We start from the raw sequence: 24,884 nt of genomic DNA, 5'->3' as shown, positions 1-24,884 counted from the left end.
TAACATTTTACGTTTTTTTATGGTATAATATTTTCTGAATAATTCTGTTTTTGACAGTAATAGAATGGAAAGATAGAGAGGTCGAGTGAATGGCTAGAAATGGCTTTTTTACAGGATTGGATATAGGAACAAGCTCGATTAAAGTTTTGGTTGCTGAATTTATTGACGGCAGTATGAACGTTATCGGTGTCAGTAATGTTAAAAGTTCGGGTGTAAAAGATGGTATTATCATTGATATAGACACTGCAGCAGACGCTATTAAAGCAGCGATTGAAGAAGCTGAAGAAAAAGCGGGGATGTCAATCAGCAAGGTGAATGTCGGTCTGCCGGCAAATCTGCTGCAGATTGAGCCTACCCAAGGAATGATTCCTGTCCCCAACGAATCTAAAGAAATCAAAGACGAAGATGTTGACAGTGTGGTTCGCTCAGCCTTGACCAAGAGCATCACACCGGAACGTGAAGTTATTTCCCTGATTCCGGAGGAGTTCATTGTAGATGGTTTTCAGGGTATCCGCGATCCTCGCGGAATGATGGGGATCCGCTTAGAAATGCGCGGCTTAATTTATACTGGTCCAAGCACGATTCTGCATAATCTTCGTAAAACAGTGGAGCGTGCAGGTATTGAGGTTGAAAATATTATTATTTCGCCGCTTGCTCTGGCAAAATCAGTGCTAAACGAAGGAGAACGCGAATTTGGTGCCACTGTGATTGATATGGGAGGCGGTCAGACCACCGTTGCTTCAATGCGTGCCCAAGAACTGCAGTTTACAAATACCTATGCAGAGGGCGGCGATTACATCACTAAGGATATTTCTAAAGTTCTTAAAACATCGCACCAAGTTGCTGAAGCACTTAAATTTAATTTCGGAGAAGCCAATGTCTCTGAAGCCAGCTCAACAGAAACAGTGCAGGTAGAAGTTGTCGGTGAAAGAAATCCAATAGAGATCACTGAACGTTACCTTTCGGAAATTATTTCAGCACGTGTCCGCCACTTGCTGGATCGTATCAAACAAGATCTGGAACGCGGCAGACTGCTTGATCTGCCCGGCGGTATCGTTATCGTTGGCGGTGCTGCAATTATGCCCGGTGTTGTAGAGGTTGCTCAGGAAATCTTTGGTGCCAATGTCAAACTTCATGTTCCAAATCAAGTAGGTATCAGAAACCCTATGTTTGCTAACATTATCAGTATTGTTGAGTATGTAGGGACACTGACTGAGGTTGATATCTTGGCACAGGGAGCTGTTTCTGGTGATGAAAAATTGAGAAGAAAACCAATTGATATTAAACCGACAGGTGTTGCTCCTAAAACTAGAAGTTTCGCTCAAACACAAGAATCTACCACTCTTGAGTCGCAGCTGGAAGAGCTTCCTCCTAAAAAAGGAGAAGCAGCCAAGCCAAAACAAAAGATGAGTGACCGCGTACGTGGTATCTTTGGCAGTATGTTTGATTAAAATTAAAGTGAGGAAAGATTAAAATGGCATTTTCATTCGATGCAGCATCTGTACAAGGTGCAGTAATTAAAGTAATTGGAGTCGGCGGCGGCGGCGGCAACGCTATCAACCGCATGATTGACGAAGGCGTTTCTGGTGTTGAATTCATCGCAGCCAATACCGATATCCAAGCTCTGAGCAGCTCTAAAGCTGAAACGGTGATTCAGCTCGGTCCTAAACTGACTCGCGGACTGGGTGCCGGCGGCCAGCCTGAAATCGGCCGCAAAGCCGCAGAGGAAAGCGAAGAAGCCTTAACAGAAGCTCTCAGTGGTGCTGATATGGTCTTTATCACTGCTGGTATGGGCGGTGGTTCTGGTACAGGAGCTGCTCCGGTTATCGCTCGCATTGCTAAAGGAGTCGGTGCCTTGACCGTTGCTGTTGTTACACGGCCGTTTGGTTTTGAAGGCAGCAAGCGCGGCAATTATGCAATTGAAGGTATTGATGAACTTCGCGATGAAGTAGATACCCTTCTTATTATTTCAAATAATAATTTGCTTGAAATTGTTGATAAGAAAACACCGCTTCTTGAAGCACTCAGTGAAGCTGATAATGTGCTCCGCCAAGGTGTACAGGGGATTACCGATTTGATTACCAGTCCCGGTTTGATTAACCTTGACTTTGCTGATGTTAAAACAGTCATGGCAAATAAAGGAAATGCACTGATGGGAATTGGTGTCGGAACCGGGGAAGAGCGTGTTATTGAAGCCGCTCGCAAAGCGACTTATTCACCGCTCCTTGAAACAACAATTGATGGGGCAGAAGATGTCATTGTCAATGTTACCGGCGGTCTTGATATGACACTGACAGAAGCTGAAGAAGCTTCGGAAATTGTTAATCAGGCTGCAGGCCACGGAGTCAATATTTGGCTCGGTACAGCAATTGATGAATCTATGAAAGACGAGATTCGCGTGACCGTAGTTGCTACAGGTGTTCGTCCTGACCGTGTTGAGCAAGTGTCCGGCATTCGCCGTCAGTCACAGCCTTACAATCAGCCGAGACCTCAGCAGCAAGCTCCTTCTTCAAACGCTTCACAGCCAAACTTTGAACGCCGTCAAAATTTTGATTTTGATTTGAATGAATCCCATGAAATGCCAGCGGCAGAGCCAAGACAAACACAATCAGAGTCACAGCCTCAGCAGTCTGCCTTTGGTGACTGGGATCTTCGCCGTGAAAGCATTGCCCGCCCTACTGAAGGTGAAATTGACAGTCAATTAAAAATGAGCAGTTTTTCAGCTGACTCAGACGATGATGATGAATTGGAAACACCTCCTTTCTTTAAAAACCGTTAACAATGAACTTACAAGCAAATAAAGATCGCATTTTTCAGGAAGTCGCTGCCTGTGCTCAGGCGGCCGGACGCAGTAAGGATGATGTCACTGTTATTGCAGTTACTAAATATACTGACAGTGAAACGGCAGAAAAGCTTGTTCAAACAGGGGTTAAGCATATTGCTGAAAACAGGGTTGACAAGTTTCTCGACAAATATCAAGCTTTACAGGTCTATGATTTGACATGGCACCTGATTGGCAGTTTGCAGCGGCGTAAGGTTAAGGATGTTATCAACCTAGTTGATTATTTCCATGCCCTTGACTCTGTAAAGTTGGCTGCTGAAATTCAAAAACGGGCTGAACATGATATTAAATGCTTTTTGCAAGTTAATATTTCTGGCGAGGAAAGCAAACATGGTTTCAAAGTGTCAGAAGTAGATAATATACTTGAAGAAATTCAAAAATTTGATAAGATTAAAGTTGTTGGTTTGATGACGATGGCGCCAATAGACGCTTCTGAGCAGGAATTGGCAAAAATTTTCAGCGAAGCCAATGCATTGAGAAAAAATCTAAAAGAAAAAAACTTAAAGAATATGCCTTTGGATGAATTGAGCATGGGGATGAGCGGTGATTTTCCGATTGCAGTTCAAAATGGTGCAACCTTTGTCCGGATAGGCAGTGCATTCTTTAAATGAAACGGAGATACGTATGGCACTTAGAGATAGCTTTAACAGAATTATTTCTTACTTTGACACTGATGAAGTCAGCGAAGTGGAAGAACCTGTTGCTGTACCGGCTCGACAGCAGGAATCTGCTAAACGTCCTGCTGCTCAGCAGACACAGCAAAACGCAAAGAAAAGTCACCAGCCTAGCCAAGGACAGTCAGGACAGGGGCGCCGTCCAGCAAGTGAAGAAAATATTCACCCGCTGCCAACCCGCCGCAATAATGCTCAGCAGTCTGCGCAGGAAAAAACAACAATTGCCCTTAAATTCCCTCGTAAATATGAGGATGCAGAGGAAATTGTTGATCTGCTGATTCGAAATGAGTGTGTGCTGATTGATTTTCAATATATGCTTGAAGCCCAAGCTAGACGCTGCTTAGACTTTATTGATGGAGCGAGTAAGGTGCTGGCAGGGAATCTGCAAAAGGTTGGCGCATCAATGTATCTTTTGACACCAATCAATGTTATTGTTGATATTGAAGAAATGAGTCTTGCTGCCAATGGTCAGGATGTCAGCTTTAATTACGACATGAAGAGACGTTAAACGATGTTAGTGTATATTGTGCTTATCCTGGCAAGAGCGATTGAAGTCTATTCTTTCTTGCTGGTGATTTATGCTCTCTTATCATGGTTTCCTGATGCTTACCATACTTGGCTTGGGAGACTGTTAGTTGATATTGTGGAACCAGTCATAAAACCTTTCAGACGTTTTAATCTGCAGTTTGCAGGACTGGATTTTACAATCATTATCATTATTTTGCTTTTGAATTTATTAAAACAGTTTTTATTTAATCTTCTTATTTAACATGGCAAAACAAGAGATTTATCAGCACTTTAGGTTAGAAGAGCAAGAATTAGTTGAAAAGGCTTATGATTTAATTAAACAGGCAGAAGATACCTACAGTTTTTGTCTTACGGATTTTTTAAATCCCAGAGAAATTGCAGTCATGAAGAGTATTGTAGGGCAGACAGATCTAAAATGTTATGTCAGCTCGGATTTTATACCTTCCGAATATGCTCGGCTGCTGATAGCACCGGCTTACTATAGTTTGGATCTGGCAGACTTTGGTATCAGCTTGCTGGACATTAAATACAACAGTAAATTTAATCATTTGACGCATGCTCAGATTATGGGAACCTTGATTAATAAATTAGGCATTGAACGTCATATTTTAGGTGATATTTTAGTTCAAGAAAATCGCGCGCAGGTTTTTGTTGAGAAAAGCATGGTTTCCTATTTAAGTATCCAGGTGAGTAAAATAGGAAGAGCGGCGGTTATTTTTGAAGAAGTCCCCTTTGACAGACAGCTGGAAAATCAATCCAGTACCAAAGAAGTTGATATCTTAGCATCAAGTATGCGATTAGACAAAATTATTGCAGCAGTTCTGAAGATTTCTCGGGGAACGGCAAGTAAGTTAATCGAAAGCGAAAAGGTGAAGCTGGATTACCTCATTCAGCCTAAGGTATCTCATCTGGTTGAAGTTGGTAATTTAATCAGTGTCAGAGGTTACGGAAGATTTACTGTAAAACGCGATAATGGTTTTTCGAAGCATGGAAAACATAAACTGACCATTGACCGAATCATACATAAATAAGGAGAATAAAATGGCAATTACAGCACTTGAAATTAAAGATAAAACTTTTGGAACGAAAATGTTTGGCTACAATACTCAAGAAGTTGAAGAGTTCTTGGATATTGTTGTTGATGACTATGAAGAATTGGTACGCACGAATCGTGAAAAAGATAACCGTATCAAGGAATTAGAAGACAAACTTGGCTACTTTGATGAAATGAAAGAGTCACTTAGTCAGTCTGTCATTTTAGCTCAGGAGACAGCTGAGAAGGTTAAGGCATCAGCAAGTACAGAGTCAACGAACATTTTAAATAAGGCTACTTACGAGTCTCAGCAATTGATTGATGCAGCCAAAGCAAAGGCTAACGAAATTCTGCGTGATGCTACGGATGAAGCTAAGCGTATTGCTGTTGAAACAGAAGAGCTGAAACGCCAAAGCCGTGTGTTCCATCAGCACCTTTTATCTGTGGTAGAAGGTCAGCTGACTCTTGCTAATTCTCCGGAATGGACAGAACTTTTGCAGCCAACAGCGGTTTATCTGCAAAATTCAGATGCTGCCTTCAAAGAAGTTGTTGAACAGGTTTTAGATGAACATGTACCGGATACTGAAGATACTGAGCCCATTGATGTAACGCGTCAGTTTACTCCAGAAGAGTTGGAAGATTTGCACCGCCGTGTTGCTGAAAGCAATAAGAAATTGGAAGAAACACAAGCTGACAATGAGCAGCCGATTATTATTGAAGCAAATCATGAAACAGCGCCTGATACGCCTGAAGAGTTAAATTTGAACGAGACACAAACCTTTAAATTAAATATTAACGAATAACAAAAACACAAGCTTAATGAATAGGTTCAGCGAGCAGGTGATGGTGGAAGATCTGCACTCCCTTGATTAAGTCTTATCATTTTGTTAGTTTCTATCTGAATAATTAGGATAGAAGGCTTAGCTTACCTTACAAGCCAAGAGGGATAGGCATTGTCTGTCTGAACTAAGGTGGTACCACGAACTTTCGTCCTTTGATGAAGGTTCTTTTTTTGTTCTTTACTCAGGAACCAGCAGAGACTTTGCTCTTACAGCTCAGTTATCCCTTTACAAATGAATTGAAGAATGAATAAGGAGTTACAATGAAATTAAAAGAAACGCTTAACCTTGGTAAAACACCTTTTCCCATGCGTGCGGGGCTGCCCAACAAAGAGCCGCAGTGGCAAAAACAATGGGATGAAGCCGACATTTATGCTAAACGTCAGGAATTAAATGCCAATAAACCATCCTTCTTCCTGCATGATGGTCCTCCCTATGCTAATGGTAATATCCATTTAGGGCATGCTCTCAATAAAATTTCAAAAGACATTATTGTACGTTCTAAGTCTATGTCTGGTTTTCGTGCTCCTTATGTACCGGGCTGGGATACCCATGGACTTCCTATTGAACAAGTCTTAGCTAAAAAAGGTGTTAAGCGCAAAGAACTTGATTTGGCTACATATTTGGAAATGTGCCGCGACTATGCTTTAAGTCAGGTTGATAAGCAGCGTGAGGACTTTAAGCGTTTGGGTGTGGCTGGTGACTGGAAGAATCCTTATGTAACTCTGGTGCCTGAATATGAAGCCGCTCAGATTCGTGTCTTTGGTGCAATGGCTGACAAGGGCTATATCTATCGCGGTGCCAAACCAGTTTACTGGTCATGGTCATCAGAATCTGCTCTGGCAGAGGCAGAAATTGAGTATCACGATATTGAATCTACTTCACTTTACTATGCCAACCGTGTTAAGGATGGTAAGGGAGTTTTGGATACGGATACTTATATTGCTGTCTGGACTACAACACCTTTTACCATTACAGCCTCTCGGGGTCTGACTGTTGGTCCGGATATGGATTATGCTGTGGTGAAACCGGCCAATGATGAACGTAAATTCGTAGTGGCACAGGCCTTGCTTTTGGAATTATCAGAGCGTTTTGGCTGGGAAAATCCAGAAACTCTGGCAGTTTATAAGGGACTTGAGCTTGACCGCATCGTCACAGCCCATCCATGGGATGATGATGTGGAAGAATTGGTTATGAACGGCGACCATGTTACGCTTGATTCTGGTACAGGAATTGTCCATACAGCTCCTGGTTTTGGTGAGGATGACTACAATGTAGGGATCAAATATGGCCTTGAAGTAGCTGTTACCGTTGATGAGCGCGGGATTATGATGGAAAATGCCGGTCCTGATTTTCAAGGGCAGTTCTATGATAAGGTTCTGCCGACAGTCAAGGAAAAATTAGGTAATCTGCTGCTGGCTTCTGAGGTCATTACTCACTCCTATCCATTTGACTGGCGAACGAAAAAACCAATTATCTGGCGGGCAGTGCCGCAGTGGTTTGCCTCGGTTTCAAAATTCCGTCAGGACATTCTTGATGAGATTGACAAAGTTAATTTCTATCCTTCTTGGGGCAAGACACGACTTTACAATATGATCCGTGACCGCGGCGACTGGGTCATTTCCCGCCAGCGTGCATGGGGAGTGCCGCTGCCAATTTTCTATGCAGAAGACGGAACAGCCATTATGACTAAGGAAGTTACGGATCATGTTGCTGATCTGTTTGAAGAACACGGGTCTGTTGTCTGGTGGCAGCGCGATGCCAAAGATCTGCTTCCTCAAGGATTTACACATCTGGGTTCGCCTAACGGGGAATTCACCAAAGAAACTGATATCATGGATGTGTGGTTTGATTCAGGGTCATCTTGGAACGGTGTCTTAAATACACGTCCAGAGCTCGCTTATCCTGCTGATCTTTATTTGGAAGGAAGCGATCAATACCGCGGCTGGTTTAATTCATCCTTGATTACTTCTGTTGCAGTTAATGGGCATGCTCCTTATAAATCAGTTCTGTCTCAAGGTTTTGTGCTTGATGGCAAGGGTGAAAAGATGTCCAAATCAAAAGGCAATATTATCTCACCAAATGATGTTGCCAAACAATACGGTGCTGAAATTCTGCGCCTGTGGGTGGCTTCTGTTGATACCAACAGCGATGTCCGCGTATCTATGGAAATTTTAGGACAGGTATCAGAAACCTATCGTAAAATCAGAAATACCCTTCGTTTCTTGCTAGCCAATACGGCTGACTTTAATCCTCAGACAGATAGGGTTGCCTTTGAAAACCTTCGCTCTGCTGATAAATACATGACCATTAAGTTTAACAAGCTGGTGGCTGCCATTAATCAAGCGTACAAGGACTATGACTTCATGGCGATTTATAAGGCCGTTGTTAATTTTGTGACGATTGATCTGTCAGCTTTCTACCTTGATTTTGCCAAAGATGTGGTTTATATTGAAGCAGCAGACAGCTTGGCCCGCCGTCAGATGCAGACTGTTTTCTATGATATTTTAGTCAAGATTACAAAACTGCTGACACCGATCTTGCCGCATACCAGCGAAGAAATCTGGTCCTATCTTGAACATGAAAAAGAAGAGTTTGTACAGCTGGCAGAAATGCCCCAGGCCCAAAATTTTGCCAATCAAGATGAGATTTTAGACACATGGGACGCTTTCATGTCGCTTCGCGATCAAGCGCAAAAGGCTCTTGAAGAAGCCCGCAATGCCAAGATCATCGGTAAATCGCTTGAAGCCCATCTGACTATTTATGCAAGTGAGGAAGTCCAGACTCTTCTTACAGCTCTTGACAGCGATGTGGCTCAGCTGCTTATTGTATCACAATTAACATTGACCCAAGAAGCAGCACCAGAGTCAGCACTTGCTTTTGAAGATGTCGCATTTGCTGTTGAGCATGCCAAAGGTCAGGTCTGCGACCGCTGCCGCCGTGTGGATGAAAGTGTTAAAGAACGCTCTTATAATGCTGTTATTTGCGATCACTGTGCAGCTATTCTGGAGGAGCATTTCCCAGAAGCTCTTGTTCAAGGATTTGAAAATAAGTAATCAAAAAGACTTGGAACTTATCTTCCGTTAAGTGAAGATGAGACCAAGTCTTTTTCGTCTAATGCTCAGTTAAAATCAAAATCTGATTTTATTTTTTGCATTCTTTATGTAGTGAGGGGGCAAAAGCGACCTCGTTTCTGACTTTCATTCCTTTTTGCTGATCCAAAGTCTCGAATTGATCTCTGGTGATAGAATTGTAAGCAATTCTATCACCAGCACTAGTGCAAAAAGCAAGTTAGAGGACTCAATAAGAACAATTGCCAATGTCTAAGGCATGACAGGTTAAAGAAAAAGTTAGGAAGGCAAGTTCCTAACTTTAGTTAATTATCGGAATGGAAATTTCAATCAGATTTGCTGTATGCAAGGTTTTTAATTGATCTAAAAGAATAATATTTTTATCGATTTTACGCTTGAGGAAAAATTCTCGGATAGCTTCAATTTCACTGTCTTTAATAGCACGGTGTTTATTTGAAATTAAAAGTTCATAATGTTTAGGGGCTTGGGTAAAAATAACATCAGTATTGCCGGCTGAATAAGTTTCAACAAGTGTCGCATCTGTATGCTGCAGCTGATTTTTTACCAGACGCTGGTGGCTGCTGGTCGTGTTAATCAATCGCATAACTTTCCTCCTGTAGTAGTTTCGTAATAATATTATAGCATGATTTGAGCAGAAATGCTGCCTGAATTTAGTTTTTCTGGTGCTCTTTTTGCCAACATTCAATACCCCATTTGTGGCTGCCGCGTTTTAATTTTTCCTTGGCTTCCGAAACAGAGAACCAGGCCAGGTGATTGAAATCTTCAAGAGGCCTGCCAACTTTTGTAAAACTTGTTACCTCATAAATATAAGCAGGATTGTAAAAATAAGTATCCCTGTGGCTGGAGTAAAAATATTCATCTGCTTGGCCATAGTATTGACCAATAGCAGCGCTAAAGCCTAGTTCTTCAAGGAGTTCTCGTTCTAAGGCCTGCAGTTGATTTTCGCCTTTTTCGATTTCACCGCCCGGCAAAAACCAGGCTCCGTTTGGTGCCTGAACAAGGATAATTTTCTCCATAGTGCTGTCGGGAATAACAGCATAGACACCAAAGCGCTCTTTATAATCAATGTTTGCTTTTTTTTGGCCAAAAGTTGGATGGTTCATGTAGTCTCCTTCACAGTTATCATCTCAATAGTGTTTATTATTATACTAAAAAACAGCTTCTTTGCCTAGTGCAGTGTAAAATCAAAACCAACTGCAGCTAAAAAGTTGAAGCAGGAGCCGCCTCTGGACTGTTTGGGTTTTGGATACGCTCTGAACTAACCACTAGGAAGATTAAAAAAGGCCAAGACCTTTGTCTCAGCCTTCTTTACAGGTCTATTCTGCCTCTGACGCTGTATTAGCTACTGTTTCAACCTTATGATTAGCAGCCTTGATACTGATATTTCCCTGGCTGGTCATGACAGCTTTTAAGTTCTTTTGATCAGGGTTTTCAAGGTAGAAATCGGTAATGGCATCTTCAATATGATCTTGAATAGTTCTGCGAAGCGGTCTCGCACCCATTTTTGGATCGTAACCCAGATCAACCAATTTTTCCTTAACCTTGTCAGTAACATCAAGATGAATGTCATTAACTGCTAAGCGGTTATTAACGTCATCCAGCATGAGGTCAACGATTTTCAGCAGATTGTCCTTGCTCAGTGCTTGGAACTCGATGATGCCGTCAAAACGATTCATGAATTCGGGACTGAAGAAGTTGCCTAATTCACCGAGAACAGAATTCGTCCGGCCTTCTCGGCTGGCACCAAAGCCAACACTGGCTTCAGACGTTCCTGTACCGGCATTGGAAGTCATGATAATAATGGTATCTTTGAAGCTGACTGTGCGACCCTGACCATCAGTCAAGCGGCCGTCATCCAAGACCTGCAGGAACATGTGCATGACATCTGGATGGGCTTTTTCAACCTCATCAAGTAAGATGAGAGAATATGGATTGCGGCGGACTTTTTCCGTCAGCTGTCCGGCTTCTTCATAGCCAACGTATCCTGGAGGAGCTCCGACAAGTTTAGCGACAGCATGTTTTTCCATATATTCACTCATATCAAAGCGAATCATACTGTCGGCAGAACCAAAGAGCTCAATAGCTAATTGCTTGGACAGTTCCGTCTTGCCGACACCGGTAGGTCCTACAAAGAGGAAGCTTCCGATTGGCCGGTTTGGTGTTCCCAGCCCGACACGGTTGCGCCGGATAGCCTTAGCAATTTTGTCAACGGCCGCATCTTGTCCGATAACGTGCTGTTTTAAATCATCAGCCAGATGGATTAATTGCGATTGTTCTTTTTCTTTGAGCTCACCAACAGGAATGTTAGTTTTTTGTTCAACAATGGCTTCAATATTCTTTTCTGTGATGATTGGTGTGTTTTGTTCATCGATCTTAGCAGACTGCATTTCCTTATATTTGGCAATCTGATCGCGGAAGTAGGCTGCCTTTTCGTAATCTTCATCGCGAGTTGCCTGAGCTTTTAGATTTTCAGCTTCAGCCAAGCGGTGATCAATTTCTTTTGGATCTACAAAGTTAAGCGTCAGATTCATCTTAGAACCAGATTCGTCCAGCAGGTCAATGGCCTTGTCTGGCAGGAAGCGGTCCTGGATATAGCGGTTAGACAGATTGGCAGCTGCTTCGATAGCTTCGTCAGTATACTTGACATGATGGTAGTCTTCGTATTTAGGCTGAATACCCTTTAAAATGGTGATTGTTTCTTCAACACTAGGCTCATCAACCTTGACTGGCTGCATCCGACGCTCCAGAGCGGCATCTTTTTCAATGATTCGGTATTCATTGAGCGTTGTAGCACCGACTAGCTGGAGTTCTCCACGGGCCAGAGCGGGCTTCAAAATGTTACCGGCATCCATGTTGCCATCACCGGCAGAACCGGCACCGACGATTTCATGGATTTCATCAATGAAGAGGATGACATCCTGGCGCTGCCGGATTTCTTCCATTAATTTTTGCATCCGCTCCTCGAACTGTCCTCTGATGCCTGTACCTTGGACGAGGCTGACGACATCAAGGCGGATGACATTTTTGCCTTGCAGTTTTTGAGGGACATCGTTGTCAACAATTTTTTGAGCAAGTCCTTCAACAACAGCCGTCTTACCAACACCGGGTTCTCCGATGAGAACAGGATTGTTTTTAGTTCGGCGGTTGAGAATTTCAATGACCCGGGTAATTTCATCGTCACGGCCGATAACAGGATCAATTTCTCCCTTGCGGGCAATATCTGTTAAATTGATGCCAAATTCTTCCAGCAGACCGTTTGGTCTTTGAGGACCCTGCTGACGAGGTCCACCGGGACGCCGATTATTTCCGCCGCCATTGCCGCCTGACTGAGTCTGCGGGGAGTTTGGCAGATCTTGATTAAAGGCTCGGAAATTATTCAAATCTCCAAAGAAATCATCAAAGAAAGGATTAATAGATGAAGAATTTTGATGGGAAGGATTATTCAAAAAGTTGTTTTCAGGATCTGTTTTCATAATTTGATAGCAATTTTGGCAGAGATCAACCTGCTTTTGCTGACCGTTAACACTTGTGTACAAGTGAATAGTCGCTTCATTTAAATTACAATTTTGACAGAGCATAATTACTACCTCTTTCGTCATAGAATACAAGATTTGAACATTAGCCCATTTGGTCAATAATGGTCAAACTTTATAAATTAATTATAGCACCATCTGGATATAAATCAAGTAAAAAGATTGAAAGTTAGACCTTTGATAAGGTTTAGACAAAGGATTGCAACATAACATTTGCTGCTGGCAGGCATTTTAAAAAGACACTTGACAATCGTGAATAAAAATGTAAAAATATAGTATAAAAATACAAGGAGATTCGAATGACAGCTGCAAAATCATTTTTAAAAGAGATAGATTATACGAAAGAAGAACTAGAAGCCCTGATTGACCTTTCTATGCAATTCAAGAAACTAAAATATGACAGAATTCCCCATAAATATCTGGAAGGCTTAAATATTGCTCTTATTTTTGAAAAAACGTCAACGAGAACCAGATGTGCTTTCACTGTTGCGGGGCAGGATTTGGGAATGAATGTGACCTATTTAGGCAGCAATGAAATACAATTAGGGAAAAAAGAATCAATTGTTGATACGGCTAAAGTCCTAGGTTCTATGTTTGATGGTATTGAGTACCGCGGCTTTACACAAGAAAGAGCGGAGCTGCTGGCTGAATTCTCGGGAGTTCCTGTCTGGAACGGCTTGACAGATACTTGGCATCCTACACAGATGATTGCTGATTTTATGACAGTCAAAGAACACTTTGGTAAATTAGAGGGTCTGACACTGGCCTATTTGGGAGACGGCCGTAACAATGTGGCCAATTCCCTGCTGGTGACGGCAGCTATTTTGGGGATTAATGTTAAAATCATTGCACCTAAAGAACTGCAGCCTGAACCAGAAATTGTTGATTTGGCTAAAAAGCATCAGACAGGAGGAGAAATCACAGTTACTGATGATACTGCGGCGGTTGTCGATGCTGATATTCTTTACACAGATGTTTGGGTTTCTATGGGAGAAGAAGTTGACTTTAAAGAAAGAATTGATTTGCTTCTGCCTTATCAGATCAATCAGGGTCTTCTTGATCAGGTCAATAATCCCAAAGCTATTGTCCTTCACTGCCTGCCAGCTTTCCACGACCTTAACACTGAAATTGGTCAGGAAATCTATGAAAAGTATGGTTATAAGGAGCTTGAAATTACAGATACTATTTTTCAAAAATACAGCAGCATCATTTTCCAAGAGGCAGAAAACCGCCTGCATTCTATAAAAGCGATTATCTATCAATCTCTAAAAAATCTCTAAAATGAATGATTTTACTGTTTTTTTGCCTTATTTGTGTTAAAATAAGAAGAGTTAAAAAACGGATAGGAGAATATCATGGAATCACATTTAGTGAGAATTATTAATCGTTTAGAATTGATGACAACTGACAGCAGTAATTTGAAACGTCATTTTGAGCGTGATGGTGCTGTCGTTGCTGAAGTTTCATTTAATAATGATCCAGAAAACGGTCCTGTGTTTACACTGCGGGATGTTGCTGCACGCGAAACTTATACTTTTGACAGTATTGATTTGATTGCAATGGAAATTTATGATTTACTTTATTAATGGGGACTATGAAGGGCAGAACCAGACCTGGTTCTGCTTTTTTGAATTTTGAGGATTAATCAGAAGAGCTTGTATTTTTATTCAAAATATAATATAATATGTCATATCATTTCAGAGGAGCAGTTTATGGACTTTTCATTTTTACCTAAATATTGGGCCTATTTTAATTATGGGGTGCTGGTTACAATCATAATCTCGGCCTGTGTGGTGTTTTTCGGGACTATTATCGGTGTTCTGGTGGCTTTGATTAAACGCAGCAACATCAAATTCTTAAACTGGCTGGTGTCATTTTATGTCTGGATATTCCGCGGAACGCCCATGGTCGTGCAGATTATGATTTCCTTCGTTGTTCTGCATTTTGCCAATATGCCCATTGTTAAATTCGGTGTTTTGGACCTAGATTTTTCACGGCTGCTGCCCGGAATTATTGTCTTGTCGCTAAACAGCGGCGCCTATATTTCAGAAATTGTCCGTGCCGGTATTGAGGCTGTGCCTAAGGGCCAGTTAGAAGCTGCTTATTCATTAGGAATTAAGCCTGTTAATGCGATGCGTTATGTTATTTTACCGCAGGCTTTCAAAAATATTTTACCTGCTTTGGGGAATGAATTTATCACTATTATTAAGGACAGCTCGCTTTTACAGACCATTGGTGTTATGGAGCTGTGGAATGGCGCTCAGTCAGTTGTAACGGCAACCTATCTGCCTTTGACCCCCCTGTTATTTGGTGCCTTTTATTACTTGATGGTGACAACTCTGATGTCAGCACTTGTCAAATATCTTGAAAATCGTTTTGGTAAAGGGGATACAAACTAATGTCAGAAACACTTATCAGTATTAAAAATTTGCATAAATCTTTCGGTAAGAATGAGGTGCTTAAAGGGATTGACCTTGATATCAAACAAGGAGAAGTTCTGGTAATTATTGGACCGTCTGGCTCTGGGAAATCAACTTTTTTGCGGACGCTGAATCTTCTGGAAGCACCGACCAAAGGAAGCATTACTTTTGAGGGTGTAGATATTACAGATAAATCCAATGATATTTTTAAAATGCGTGAGAAGATGGGAATGGTTTTCCAGCAGTTTAATCTTTTTCCTAATATGACTGTTTTAGAAAATATTACTCTTTCTCCAATTAAAACTAAGGGACTTAGTAAGGAAGAAGCAGAAGAAAAGGCTTATCAGCTCTTGGATAAGGTAGGTTTGCGAGATAAGGCAGATGCTTACCCGCAAAGCTTGTCAGGCGGTCAGCAGCAGCGGATTGCTATTGCCCGTAGTTTGGCTATGGATCCAGATGCTCTTTTATTTGATGAACCGACTTCTGCCCTTGATCCAGAGATGGTTGGAGAAGTGCTAGGTGTCATGCAGGATTTGGCTAAATCAGGGATGACCATGGCTATTGTAACGCACGAGATGGGCTTTGCACGTGAAGTAGCCGACCGTGTCATCTTTATGGATGACGGTGTCATTGTTGAAGAAGGAACACCTGAGGAAGTCTTTGAAAATACTAAAGAAGAAAGAACCAAGGATTTCTTAGGAAAAGTCTTGTAAATAAAAGTGACCAAAATTTGTGCTTTGCTTTTCTAAGTCAAATAGAAAATTTGTCAGGGATTTCGCTTTGCAGTGTACAAAGCGGAGTCCTTTTTAGGTTGCTGTCAGGTGGTCTGAACGGCAGCCTTTAAGTTTTCCAGCGATTAAGTGTTTTATGTCTTTTCACAAACATGGACCCTTTCCTATCTTAAAGGGTTAAAAAACATTCTCTTGATACCATTGTCAGGTCTATTCCTTGTCCAAAATAAAAGACGGTTTCTGATACATTTGAGGTTTTTGGAATGATTCCAATCTTTGAAAAACGCTTAAATCAAGGCATTTTATATGCTATAATGAGGACAGGAAGGTCTTAACCTGACCAATAAAAGGAGAGTGTGGTAGTGATATTACAAGAAGCAAAGATAAACACCCCTTATAAAATTGTCAGCATCAATCTGCCGGAGACCAGCATAAGGCATCTTTCTAATCTTGGTTTGAAAGTCGGCAACCGTGTTAAGCTGATTTCAAAAACAAAATCCAGCGCTATTGTCATGTTAAAATCAAGCCGTCTTGCTTTTGATGACTCTATTTTAGCTAAAATAGATGTCGGTGAAGATAAGGAAAATGAAGAAGTACTTCCTTTATCAGAGCTGCCAGTCGGCGAATTTGCTTATATTGACAATATATTTGCTGTCAATGAGGCTAAACGCCGTTTAATGGATATGGGACTGACACGTCATACCAAGGTTTATCTTCGCAAGGTCGCTCCCTTGGGAGATCCGATAGAGATTAGCCTGCGCGGCTATGAGCTGACTCTTAGAAAATCGGAAGCGCAAATGATCAGTGTTGTAAAGATAGATAGGTAGGAAAAAATGACAGAAATTGCTTTGATTGGGAATCCCAACAGCGGAAAAACCAGTCTTTTTAATTTACTGACAGGCACCCGTCAGCATGTTGGGAACTGGCCTGGTGTAACTGTCGAACGCAAAAGCGGCCAAGTCAGAAAACTAAAGGGTGTCAATGTGCAGGATTTGCCGGGGATTTATTCCATGTCTCCTTACAGTCCTGAAGAAAAGGTGGCGCGTGATTATCTGCTCAGCAATCATGCTGACAGTATTTTAAATATAGTGGATGCGACAAACCTAGAGCGCAATCTTTATCTGACAACGCAGTTAATTGAAACGGGAATTCCTGTAACCATTGCTCTTAATATGAGTGATGTTTTGAAAAGTCAAGGCAAAGCTATCAATAGCGATAAGTTAGCTTATCAGATGGGCGTGCCGGTTGTCGCGACCAGTGCTTTGAAAAATACAGGGGTTGATAAGGCTGTCAAAAAAGCCAGTCAAACAACGAAAAACAGTGTTGATAATATTCAGTATCCAACTTATGATGCCAAATTTGAAGCAGCTATTGCTCAAATTATTGAAGTGCTGGGTCAGACGGTGCCAGAACGCTCAAGCCGTTTTTATGCCATCAAACTCTTTGAGCGCGACCGTCTGGTTGAAGAGGAATTAAACTTATCTCCTTTTCAAAAGAAGGAAATAAAAGATATCATTCAAATCACAGAGGAAATCTTTACCGAAGATTCAGAATCTATCGTCATTAATCAGCGTTATGCCTTTATTGAGCGTGTTAGTCAAATGGCACAAAGTCAGGACAGTGACTTTAAGATGTCTGCTTCTGATAAGGTTGATAAGATTGTCACCAATCGTATCTTGGCCTTGCTTATCTTTACAATTGTCATGTTCTTGGTTTATTATCTATCCATTCAAACAGTAGGAACGATTGGAACAGACTGGATCAATGATGTCCTTTTTGGCAAATATGTGCCCGACTTTGTGACAAGTATTTTAGAAGCCTTGAAAGTACAGGCTTGGCTGCAATCCTTAATTGTTGATGGAATTGTTGCCGGTGTTGGAACGGTGCTTGGCTTCTTACCGCAAATCTTTGTTCTCTTTGTCTGTTTGGGCATTCTAGAAGATATTGGTTATATGAGCCGAATTGCCTTTGTTATGGATCGGATTTTCAGACGTTTCGGTCTCTCTGGAAAATCCTTTATTCCGATGCTGATCTCAACAGGCTGCGGTGTTCCGGGCATCATGGCCAGCCGGACCATTGAAAATGAGCGTGATCGGCGTATCACTATTATGACAGCAACCTTTATGCCATGTTCGGCTAAGCTGTCTATTATCGCTTTGATAGCAGGTGCCTTTTTCCCGCATAATCCTTGGATTGCTCCCAGTGCTTATTTCATGGGAATGATTGCCATTATTTTATCAGGGATTGCTCTTAAGAAAACCAGTTTTTTAGGCGGTTATACTAGTCCTTTTATCATGGAACTGCCAAGCTATCATTTGCCAAAAGCTGAGGCTGTTTTACGTTATGCCTTTGGTAAAGCTATGAGTTTTGTCAAGCGTGCTGGAACTATTATTTTTAGCTTGACTGTTCTCATTTGGTTTATGAGTTCCTATAACTTTACTTTGCAGGCAGTTAATACAGAAAACAGTATCTTAGCTAGTCTTGGGCGTCTCTTGGCTTGGATTTTTACACCACTTGGTTTTGGAAACTGGAAGGCAACGGTTGCTGCTATTACAGGTCTTGCAGCTAAGGAAACGGTAGTGGCAACTTTTGGAATTCTCTATAATAACCCAGATGCAACGGAAACTACGCATTCGCTGTGGAGCAGCCTGCAGGGAGATTACACAGCCTTGGCAGCCTATTCATTTTTAACTTTTAATCTGCTCTGTGCTCCTTGTTTTGCAGCTATTGGTGCTATCAAACGTGAGATGGGAAACCTCAAGTGGACCTTAATAGCGATTGCTTATCAAACAGGACTTGCCTACCTTATTAGTTTGGTCATTTATCAGATTGGCTTAGTTGCTCTTTATGACAAGCCAATAAGGTTCTGGACAGGATTGGCTGTTGTTGTATTGCTTGTAATGATTTACTTTATCATCAGAAAGCCACGTCAAATAAAAGAAAAAGTCATCAGTCTAGACAATCTGGGTCTAGCCAACGATTAAATCGAAAGGAAGCTCTATGTCAACTATAATTATTGCAGCTTTGATCGTCCTTGCAGTTGTTCTAAGTATACGTCACTATATTAAACAAAAAGGGTCTTGCGGTGATTGTGACTGTGCCTGTCCTGTTAAAGACGAGATAAAGCGTTCTAATAAAGTGCATTAAAAATGTGTTTCTTAATTTGAACCGCTTATAACATTTAAATATAAGAAAAAGGTGCAGCAGCATATTATCTGCTCACCTTTTTTGGTATAATTAAAGTAATATTTATTTCAGGAGATTAGAATGACAGAAATTATTGATGGTAAAGCACTGGCACAGAAGATGCAGGCTCAGCTGGCTGAGAAAGTTGCACGCATGCAAGAAAAATACAATCTTGTTCCGGGATTAGCAGTCATTTTGGTGGGAGATAATCCGGCCAGTCAGGTCTACGTCCATAATAAAGAGCGCGCAGCTAAGAAAGCTGGTTTCAAAAGCGAGACAGTGCGCCTGTCAGATGCCATCAGTGAAGAAGAATTAATAGATGTAATCGAAAGCTATAATCAAGACCCATCTATTCACGGTATACTGGTACAGCTGCCTCTTCCCGCTCATATTAATGATAAAAAAATCATTTTGGCTATTGATCCGCATAAGGATGTTGATGGTTTTCATCCCATGAATACAGGACATTTATGGAGCGGCAGATCAGTCATGGTTCCCTGCACACCAGCTGGCATCATGGAAATGCTGAGTGCTTATCAGGTGGATCTTGAAGGCAAGCATGCGGTTATTATTGGCCGCTCCAATATTGTTGGTAAGCCCATGGCGCAGTTATTGCTCGAAAAAAATGCAACAGTTACCTTGACGCATTCCAGAACGAAACATTTATCAGAAGTGGCAAGATGTGCTGATGTGCTTATTGTTGCTATCGGTCAAGGTCATTTTGTCACTGAAGACTTTGTCAAAGAAGGCGCTGTTGTCATTGATGTTGGCATGAATCGTGACGAAAATGGCAAACTGATCGGTGATGTTAACTTTGACCAAGTCGCTAAGAAAGCCAGTCTCATAACTCCTGTTCCAGGCGGTGTCGGTCCGATGACTATCACCATGCTTTTGGAACAAACCTACCAAGCAGCTTTAAGAAGTGTGACCAGATGATTATTGATGAATCTTTAGCTAAACAAATCATTCAGCCGCGTCCTCTTGACAGTCACAAGGGGACTTTTGGCCGTGCCCTTTTGATTGGCGGCAATTATCCATACGGGGGTGCCATCATTATGGCTGCCCTTGCTTGTGTCAATAGCGGAGCTGGTTTGGTGACGGTTGCTACCCACAAGGACAATATTACAGCTCTGCACAGTCATTTGCCTGAGGCTATGGCCTTTGATATGACAGAAAGAAACCGTCTGTTAGAACAAGTAAGAGCAGCAGATGTGGTTCTCATCGGACCGGGCTTAGCTGAAGATGACTTGGCTAAGAAGACCTTTGATCTGGTTTGGCAAACCGTTACAGCGGAGCAGACTTTGGTCATTGATGGTTCTGCCCTCAATCTCTTGGCCCAAAGAAAGCCAGTCAGCTGGCCAACAGCCAAAGTTGTCCTCACGCCCCATCAAAAAGAATGGGAAAGACTGTCGGGACTGACCATCTCAGAGCAAACAGAAAAAACAACACAAGCAGCCCTGAATCATTTTCCAAAAGAAACCATTCTAGTTGCCAAGTCTCATCAGACCAAGCTTTATCAAGGCCAACAAGTCGGGCGCATCCAAGTCGGCGGTCCCTATCAGGCAACAGGCGGTATGGGAGATACCTTGGCAGGCATGATTGCAGGCTTTCTTGCCCAATTTCACTCAGACCGCTTTGAGGTTACCGCCGCAGCTGTCTTTCTCCATTCCTACATCGCAGACCAACTGAGCCAAGAGACCTATGTTGTCCTGCCAACAAGAATCAGTGCAGAGATTGCAAGAGTGATGAAGGAGATGAGTGAATCTAACAGATATTTGACTTAACGTACGAAGAGATTAAAATTTAGTTTAATCGTTCTATTAACCAGATAATTTTTAACTGCTCTATATCTAATCAAAAATTAAAACTAATAAAAAGCCCTTTAACGGATAATTTCCGCTAAGGGCTTTTGTCTTATCGATAGCAGTTTTAGTTTTTAGTGAGCCAAACCAATAATGTAGCTAAAGACGGGGATGACCAAGTCAACGACAAGCCCGATAACGACGACTGCTATGGCTGCCATGGCACCTTGCAATTCTCCTAATTCTAGAGCAAAGGCTGCGCCGACTGTGTGTCCCGATGTTCCTAAGCCCAAGCCGACGCCAATTTCACTCTTATTGAGGTGAAAGAAAGCTACTAATTTTTTGCCCAAAGCATAGATGATGACGGCATTTAGGATACAGGCCATAGCAGTGATAGCAGTGTTGCCGCCAATAGCGTGGGCGATAGGGAGGGCAATGGCTGTTGTGGCTGCTTGAGGAAGCATAGAAGCAGTGCTGGCTTGGCTTAAACCGATAGCCTTTGAAATAGCAACAATGATAACTAAGGAGACGACCATACCGATAATCAGACTGCTGATAATTTCTTTCCAATATTTTTTGACAGCATCATTTTTCTTATAAAGCGGCACCGCAAAGGCGATGGTTGCGGGATTTAGAAACCAGAAAATTAAGTCTCCTCCCGGTTTGTAAGCTTGATCATATAATATTTTAACATTCGTTCCCAGTCCTTTAGCCAATACCATAAGCAGGATAATCCCTACTACCATAGCAAAGAAGAGGGGTTGTAAGAGAAAGAATCCTTTGCTTTTTTTGAATAAATACTGTCCAATGGTATAAAGGATTAAGGAAAAGCAAATCCCAAAAACAGGTGTCTTTAAAAGTTCCATTTTATTTTCCCCCTACTTTCTTACTCAGTTTTTTATCAAAACTGTGAGTCGTTAATTTTTCCCAAAGAGTGCTAAAGCTCAATTTTTTAAGCAATAGAATGAGAGATGTCATATAGGTCACAATAATGAGCATCAAGATGGTTGACAGGCTGATAACAATGACTAACTGCAACCCTTCAGATTTGATAATATTTAAATTAGCCGCTAAGGAAATACCTGATGGGACAAACATGAAACCAATCATACTAATGAGTAAGGAACCTAAGGAGTCTACCCATTCAACCTTGATAAGATGACTGCATAAGAGAATATACATCAGGATTAAACCGATGACTGTGGTTGGAATCGGTAAGGTTTTAGGCAGTAATTCTGAGATAACTTGAGAAACTAACAGAATAGCAGCATAAATAGACATTTGAATAAACATGGGTGCAGATTTTGATTGGGTTACTTTACTAGTGTGTTTCATAATACTGATGACTCCTTCCTTTCTTGACAATGTTATTGTAGCTCATTTTGTGTAAAACGTTTTCAAAATTATCCCCGATTGCAAAAAAAAGAAGCTGAATTGCAATATTCAACTCCTTAATGCCAATGCAAAATTGTCAAATGAAAATTTTGAGGGGTGAATGAAATTAATCCATTTATAAGGTCAAATGAGCGTTCAACTCTTTCATATAAGAACGTCCGACTGGAAATTTTTCACCATTAACCATCACCAGTAAGAGTGTATGATTGAACCAAGGCTGAATTTCCTGAATCATTTCCAGATTAACAACAGTATTGCGATGAATTTGTAAAAAATAATTAGTCTTGGCGCGAGATTTAAACCAATTTAGTGTTTTCTTGATAGTATAGCTATTGCTTTTGGTGCTAACAGTCAATTCACCATCTTCAATGCTGGCAGCTATAATATCTGGCAGCTTGAGGACGACACTTCTGTCTGCCAGAGTCAATGTGAGTAATTCAACGCCTTTCTTATCTGCTAGGCTTGGTTCATCTCTTGCAGATAAATGCTGCATTTTTTTGACCTTGGCTAGGGCTTTATCCACGCGTTCCTGTTCAAAAGGTTTCAAAATATAATCGGCAGCATTGCTTTCAAAAGCTTTGACAGCATAATTATCATAGGCTGTTGCAAAGACTACAAGCGGCGGATGTGCTAGCTGTTCTAATTGGTTGGCTAGGGTAAAACCATTTTCCTCGCTGAGTGAAATATCAAGAAAAATTAAATCGATCTGCTGACGAAAAAGAATTTTTTCAGCGCTGCTAATATCTTCTGCTTCAAAAATATCAGGATGGTCAAGTTCCTTGCTTTGCTGAATTAAAAAAGTAAGCTCCTGTCTTGCTAGCATCTCGTCGTCAAGAATTAAAATTTTCATCTCTATCTCCTTTTTGATAAGGAATCTCATACCAGACGGTTGTTCCGTTATCTGTACTGTCAAAGTGCAGCTGACTAGCACTGCCGTAAAGCAGGTTTAAGCGATTGTTCAAGTTAACAAGGGCTGTTCCCGTTCCCTTGCTTTCGGATACGGTTTCCTGACCTAATTTGTCAATAATATTAGGAGAAATACCCTGACCATTGTCGCTGACAGCCACCTTGTAACAATCTCCCTGATCCGTTATAGAAATACAGATACGGTTATCCTTTTTTCGATCTTTAAAAGCGTGGCGTACTGCATTTTCAACCAAGACTTGTAAACCAAAGGGAGGCAAGGTCATCTTGCTCGGAACAGTAATATAATAGTCTAGCTGATACTTATCAGGAAAGCGCAGCTTTTCAAGATTCATATAAGCATCAACATGCGCTTTTTCCTGTTCTAAAGTAATTTCTCTATCTTGACCGCCTTGCAGACTGGTTCTAAAAAAAGTACTTAATTGCATGAGAGCATAGCGGGCTTTATTGGCATCAAGACGAATCAAGGCGCTGATAGTATTGATAGCATTGAAGAAGAAGTGTGGATTAATCTGGGACTGTAAGGCCTTGATTTCTGCAATGCTGGCTAATTTATTTTGTTCCTCAGCAATACCGATAGCCAGCTGACCAGAGAAAATTTGCGAGAGACCCAGAGCGAGATTTTCTTCGACTTCAGTCATCTTTTTATCACCGGAAAAATACATTTTTAAGGCACCAACTGTCTCATCATTGATTTTGAGCGGAACAACAATAGCTGAGTTTAGGAGACAGCCTTGATCTGGACAGGCAATGGCTTTTTTATCTAAGGCAACTTGCGGCTGACCGCTTAAAATGACACTTTTTGAGAGGTCAGTTTTGACAGGCTGTCCCGAAATATGATGATCCTGTCCAACGCCGATATGAGCTAAAACATTTGTCCGATCAGTCAGACCAACAGCATCAAAATTGGTATGCTGCTTGATAATATTGCAGACTTTAGCAGCTGATTGCTGACTCAGCCCCTGTCTTAGATAAGGCAAGGTTTGCTGCGTCAAATCCAAAACATCCCGAGTCTGAACGGCACGCAGCTGTCTTTCATTAGACAGGTAAGTTTTAAGAATGGCTAAGAACAAAGTCGATCCCAGACTGTTAAGCAGCATCATAGGAATGAAAATCAGTTTGACCAAATCCCAGCCTGTAAAGAAACCAACAAAAAGCATTTGAATGCATTCAGCAATAATGCTGATAACAATGACTTGAGAAGTAGATGGATAAAGGTTATTAGCCTTCAATTTATCACCCAGTCGACCGCTAATGTATCCCACCAAAGCAGAACTGACAATATAAAAGGCACCTGAAAAATTTCCTTGGAAGAATCGATGGATGCCGCCGATAATACCCACAACAGTTCCAACTAAGGGACCGCCCACCAGACTAGCTGTTGTAATGACCAGAGTTCTGGTATTAGCCAAAGAGTCTGAATGGGAAATAGTCGTCAAAATAGGACGCTCTACTAAGCTTTTATCGCTAGTGATTTCAATCCCTGTCATATTAGAAATAATGACAAAAATACCAAAAATAAAAATGAGAACCAGCTTTTCACGTTTGGAACGTTCTTCAATCAGCTGTCGGAAATAGCTGTTATTGACCAGTAAAAAGGCTAGAATCATGATAATACCAAGTCTCTGGAACAATAATATCATTAACATAATGCGATTCTCCTATATTTGACTATTAATGCTGACGAGATAGCTGTCAACGGTTAAACAGTCTGCGGCGAGAGCTTCTCTTGAAGAAACTCTTTATAGAGTAAGCTTGTTCTAGTTCTCTATTGTAAACGTTTTATTTTAGATTTTCAAGCCTTGCCGTTTTTGAAAGTGAAGGATCAAACTGCCCAGATGAGACTAATCCTGAATCTGAGTTTTTTGTTGTTTTTGATTCTTAG

General features: G+C 41.4%; 23 protein-coding genes and 1 pseudogene. 17 read left to right on the top strand and 7 right to left on the bottom strand.

The window, feature by feature from the left end; genetic code table 11:
- Window positions 1-89: 89 nt before the first annotated feature.
- From ftsA to ileS, 8 genes are all read left to right on the top strand, one after another.
- Window positions 90-1,451 (top strand): cell division protein FtsA, encoded by a 1,362-nt coding sequence (gene ftsA, locus SRA_RS07340; protein ID WP_003089351.1) that lies wholly within the window; start codon window positions 90-92, stop codon window positions 1,449-1,451.
- A gap of 23 nt (window positions 1,452-1,474) precedes the next feature.
- Window positions 1,475-2,779, top strand: coding sequence for a cell division protein FtsZ (gene ftsZ, locus SRA_RS07335; protein ID WP_003089350.1), 1,305 nt, complete (start codon window positions 1,475-1,477; stop codon window positions 2,777-2,779).
- Window positions 2,780-2,781: 2 nt separating this feature from the next.
- Window positions 2,782-3,453, top strand: coding sequence for a YggS family pyridoxal phosphate-dependent enzyme (locus SRA_RS07330; RefSeq protein WP_003089349.1), 672 nt, complete (start codon window positions 2,782-2,784; stop codon window positions 3,451-3,453).
- 13 nt (window positions 3,454-3,466) lie between these two features.
- Window positions 3,467-4,024 carry a cell division protein SepF gene (locus SRA_RS07325; RefSeq protein WP_003089348.1) on the top strand — a complete coding sequence of 186 codons (558 nt, stop codon included), beginning with the start codon at window positions 3,467-3,469 and terminating at the stop codon, window positions 4,022-4,024.
- 3 nt (window positions 4,025-4,027) lie between these two features.
- The gene (locus tag SRA_RS07320; RefSeq protein WP_003089347.1) at window positions 4,028-4,285 is read left to right on the top strand and encodes a YggT family protein; all 258 of its coding nucleotides are present in this window, start codon (window positions 4,028-4,030) and stop codon (window positions 4,283-4,285) included.
- 1 nt (window position 4,286) lies between these two features.
- Window positions 4,287-5,075 carry a YlmH family RNA-binding protein gene (locus SRA_RS07315; RefSeq protein ID WP_003089345.1) on the top strand — a complete coding sequence of 263 codons (789 nt, stop codon included), beginning with the start codon at window positions 4,287-4,289 and terminating at the stop codon, window positions 5,073-5,075.
- 10 nt (window positions 5,076-5,085) lie between these two features.
- Window positions 5,086-5,880, top strand: a complete 795-nt coding sequence (locus SRA_RS07310) for a DivIVA domain-containing protein (protein ID WP_003089343.1) — start codon at window positions 5,086-5,088, stop codon at window positions 5,878-5,880.
- A 299-nt stretch (window positions 5,881-6,179) separates the two neighbouring features.
- The gene (gene ileS, locus SRA_RS07305) at window positions 6,180-8,972 is read left to right on the top strand and encodes an isoleucine--tRNA ligase (protein WP_003089342.1); all 2,793 of its coding nucleotides are present in this window, start codon (window positions 6,180-6,182) and stop codon (window positions 8,970-8,972) included.
- A gap of 316 nt (window positions 8,973-9,288) precedes the next feature.
- Here ileS and SRA_RS07300 read toward each other — a convergent pair whose 3' ends face one another.
- From SRA_RS07300 to SRA_RS07290, 3 genes and pseudogenes are all read right to left on the bottom strand, one after another.
- Window positions 9,289-9,591 carry a DUF1827 family protein gene (locus SRA_RS07300; protein ID WP_003089340.1) on the bottom strand — a complete coding sequence of 101 codons (303 nt, stop codon included), beginning with the start codon at window positions 9,589-9,591 and terminating at the stop codon, window positions 9,289-9,291.
- A 67-nt stretch (window positions 9,592-9,658) separates the two neighbouring features.
- Window positions 9,659-10,134, bottom strand: a pseudogene (locus SRA_RS07295) (NUDIX domain-containing protein).
- Window positions 10,135-10,324: 190 nt separating this feature from the next.
- Window positions 10,325-12,586, bottom strand: coding sequence for an ATP-dependent Clp protease ATP-binding subunit (locus tag SRA_RS07290; protein ID WP_003089336.1), 2,262 nt, complete (start codon window positions 12,584-12,586; stop codon window positions 10,325-10,327).
- 254 nt (window positions 12,587-12,840) lie between these two features.
- Here SRA_RS07290 and argF point away from each other — a divergent pair, with 254 nt between their 5' ends.
- The 9 genes from argF (at window position 12,841) to SRA_RS07245 (ending at window position 20,662) form a co-directional block, all read left to right on the top strand.
- Window positions 12,841-13,821 (top strand): ornithine carbamoyltransferase, encoded by a 981-nt coding sequence (argF, locus tag SRA_RS07285; RefSeq protein ID WP_003089335.1) that lies wholly within the window; start codon window positions 12,841-12,843, stop codon window positions 13,819-13,821.
- 75 nt (window positions 13,822-13,896) lie between these two features.
- A complete protein-coding gene (locus SRA_RS07280; RefSeq protein WP_003089333.1) occupies window positions 13,897-14,127 on the top strand; it encodes a DUF1797 family protein in 231 nt (76 codons plus the stop codon).
- Window positions 14,128-14,253: 126 nt separating this feature from the next.
- Entirely contained in the window at window positions 14,254-14,940 is a 687-nt protein-coding gene (locus SRA_RS07275) for an amino acid ABC transporter permease (RefSeq protein ID WP_003089332.1), read from the top strand.
- On the top strand, window positions 14,940-15,674 hold the full coding sequence (locus SRA_RS07270; protein ID WP_003089331.1) for an amino acid ABC transporter ATP-binding protein: 735 nt from the start codon (window positions 14,940-14,942) through the stop codon (window positions 15,672-15,674). The genes SRA_RS07275 and SRA_RS07270 overlap by 1 nt, the downstream gene beginning before the upstream one ends.
- Before the next feature lie 380 nt (window positions 15,675-16,054).
- On the top strand, window positions 16,055-16,519 hold the full coding sequence (locus tag SRA_RS07265; RefSeq protein ID WP_003089329.1) for a ferrous iron transport protein A: 465 nt from the start codon (window positions 16,055-16,057) through the stop codon (window positions 16,517-16,519).
- Window positions 16,520-16,525: 6 nt separating this feature from the next.
- Entirely contained in the window at window positions 16,526-18,676 is a 2,151-nt protein-coding gene (feoB, locus tag SRA_RS07260) for a ferrous iron transport protein B (protein WP_003089326.1), read from the top strand.
- A 16-nt stretch (window positions 18,677-18,692) separates the two neighbouring features.
- Window positions 18,693-18,839, top strand: coding sequence for a FeoB-associated Cys-rich membrane protein (locus SRA_RS10025; RefSeq protein WP_037610332.1), 147 nt, complete (start codon window positions 18,693-18,695; stop codon window positions 18,837-18,839).
- A 120-nt stretch (window positions 18,840-18,959) separates the two neighbouring features.
- On the top strand, window positions 18,960-19,814 hold the full coding sequence (locus SRA_RS07250; protein ID WP_003089324.1) for a bifunctional methylenetetrahydrofolate dehydrogenase/methenyltetrahydrofolate cyclohydrolase: 855 nt from the start codon (window positions 18,960-18,962) through the stop codon (window positions 19,812-19,814).
- Complete coding sequence (locus SRA_RS07245) at window positions 19,811-20,662, top strand: NAD(P)H-hydrate dehydratase (protein WP_003089322.1); 852 nt, start codon at window positions 19,811-19,813, stop codon at window positions 20,660-20,662. Before SRA_RS07250 ends, SRA_RS07245 begins: the two co-directional genes overlap by 4 nt.
- Before the next feature lie 152 nt (window positions 20,663-20,814).
- Here SRA_RS07245 and lrgB read toward each other — a convergent pair whose 3' ends face one another.
- The 4 genes from lrgB to lytS form a co-directional block, all read right to left on the bottom strand.
- Window positions 20,815-21,546: an antiholin-like protein LrgB gene (lrgB, locus tag SRA_RS07240; RefSeq protein WP_003089319.1), complete on the bottom strand. Its 732-nt coding sequence runs from the start codon at window positions 21,544-21,546 to the stop codon at window positions 20,815-20,817.
- Window position 21,547: 1 nt separating this feature from the next.
- Window positions 21,548-22,015, bottom strand: coding sequence for a CidA/LrgA family protein (locus SRA_RS07235; protein WP_003089318.1), 468 nt, complete (start codon window positions 22,013-22,015; stop codon window positions 21,548-21,550).
- 175 nt (window positions 22,016-22,190) lie between these two features.
- Window positions 22,191-22,925 (bottom strand): LytR/AlgR family response regulator transcription factor, encoded by a 735-nt coding sequence (locus tag SRA_RS07230; protein WP_003089316.1) that lies wholly within the window; start codon window positions 22,923-22,925, stop codon window positions 22,191-22,193.
- Entirely contained in the window at window positions 22,906-24,648 is a 1,743-nt protein-coding gene (gene lytS, locus SRA_RS07225) for a two-component system sensor histidine kinase LytS (protein ID WP_003089315.1), read from the bottom strand. The genes SRA_RS07230 and lytS overlap by 20 nt, the downstream gene beginning before the upstream one ends.
- Between the last annotated feature and the right edge of the window lie 236 nt (window positions 24,649-24,884).

Origin of the sequence: Streptococcus ratti FA-1 = DSM 20564 (genome assembly GCF_000286075.1) — a bacterium.
Lineage (GTDB): Bacteria > Bacillota > Bacilli > Lactobacillales > Streptococcaceae > Streptococcus > Streptococcus ratti.
Note: the sequence above shows the minus strand (reverse complement) of the source record. Positions and strands in the feature narration are given on the sequence as shown.

Coding starts and splice junctions, on each gene's coding strand:
- SRA_RS07275 (WP_003089332.1), top strand. CDS start 14,254: ATGGACTTTTCATTTTTACCTAAATATTGGGCCTATTTTAATTATGGG.
- SRA_RS07235 (WP_003089318.1), bottom strand. CDS start 22,015: ATGAAACACACTAGTAAAGTAACCCAATCAAAATCTGCACCCATGTTT.
- ftsA (WP_003089351.1), top strand. CDS start 90: ATGGCTAGAAATGGCTTTTTTACAGGATTGGATATAGGAACAAGCTCG.
- SRA_RS07270 (WP_003089331.1), top strand. CDS start 14,940: ATGTCAGAAACACTTATCAGTATTAAAAATTTGCATAAATCTTTCGGT.
- SRA_RS07280 (WP_003089333.1), top strand. CDS start 13,897: ATGGAATCACATTTAGTGAGAATTATTAATCGTTTAGAATTGATGACA.
- SRA_RS07290 (WP_003089336.1), bottom strand. CDS start 12,586: ATGCTCTGTCAAAATTGTAATTTAAATGAAGCGACTATTCACTTGTAC.
- SRA_RS07330 (WP_003089349.1), top strand. CDS start 2,782: ATGAACTTACAAGCAAATAAAGATCGCATTTTTCAGGAAGTCGCTGCC.
- SRA_RS07325 (WP_003089348.1), top strand. CDS start 3,467: ATGGCACTTAGAGATAGCTTTAACAGAATTATTTCTTACTTTGACACT.
- SRA_RS07315 (WP_003089345.1), top strand. CDS start 4,287: ATGGCAAAACAAGAGATTTATCAGCACTTTAGGTTAGAAGAGCAAGAA.
- ileS (WP_003089342.1), top strand. CDS start 6,180: ATGAAATTAAAAGAAACGCTTAACCTTGGTAAAACACCTTTTCCCATG.
- SRA_RS07250 (WP_003089324.1), top strand. CDS start 18,960: ATGACAGAAATTATTGATGGTAAAGCACTGGCACAGAAGATGCAGGCT.
- feoB (WP_003089326.1), top strand. CDS start 16,526: ATGACAGAAATTGCTTTGATTGGGAATCCCAACAGCGGAAAAACCAGT.
- lytS (WP_003089315.1), bottom strand. CDS start 24,648: ATGTTAATGATATTATTGTTCCAGAGACTTGGTATTATCATGATTCTA.
- argF (WP_003089335.1), top strand. CDS start 12,841: ATGACAGCTGCAAAATCATTTTTAAAAGAGATAGATTATACGAAAGAA.
- lrgB (WP_003089319.1), bottom strand. CDS start 21,546: ATGGAACTTTTAAAGACACCTGTTTTTGGGATTTGCTTTTCCTTAATC.
- SRA_RS07245 (WP_003089322.1), top strand. CDS start 19,811: ATGATTATTGATGAATCTTTAGCTAAACAAATCATTCAGCCGCGTCCT.
- SRA_RS10025 (WP_037610332.1), top strand. CDS start 18,693: ATGTCAACTATAATTATTGCAGCTTTGATCGTCCTTGCAGTTGTTCTA.
- SRA_RS07310 (WP_003089343.1), top strand. CDS start 5,086: ATGGCAATTACAGCACTTGAAATTAAAGATAAAACTTTTGGAACGAAA.
- SRA_RS07320 (WP_003089347.1), top strand. CDS start 4,028: ATGTTAGTGTATATTGTGCTTATCCTGGCAAGAGCGATTGAAGTCTAT.
- SRA_RS07300 (WP_003089340.1), bottom strand. CDS start 9,591: ATGCGATTGATTAACACGACCAGCAGCCACCAGCGTCTGGTAAAAAAT.
- ftsZ (WP_003089350.1), top strand. CDS start 1,475: ATGGCATTTTCATTCGATGCAGCATCTGTACAAGGTGCAGTAATTAAA.
- SRA_RS07230 (WP_003089316.1), bottom strand. CDS start 22,925: ATGAAAATTTTAATTCTTGACGACGAGATGCTAGCAAGACAGGAGCTT.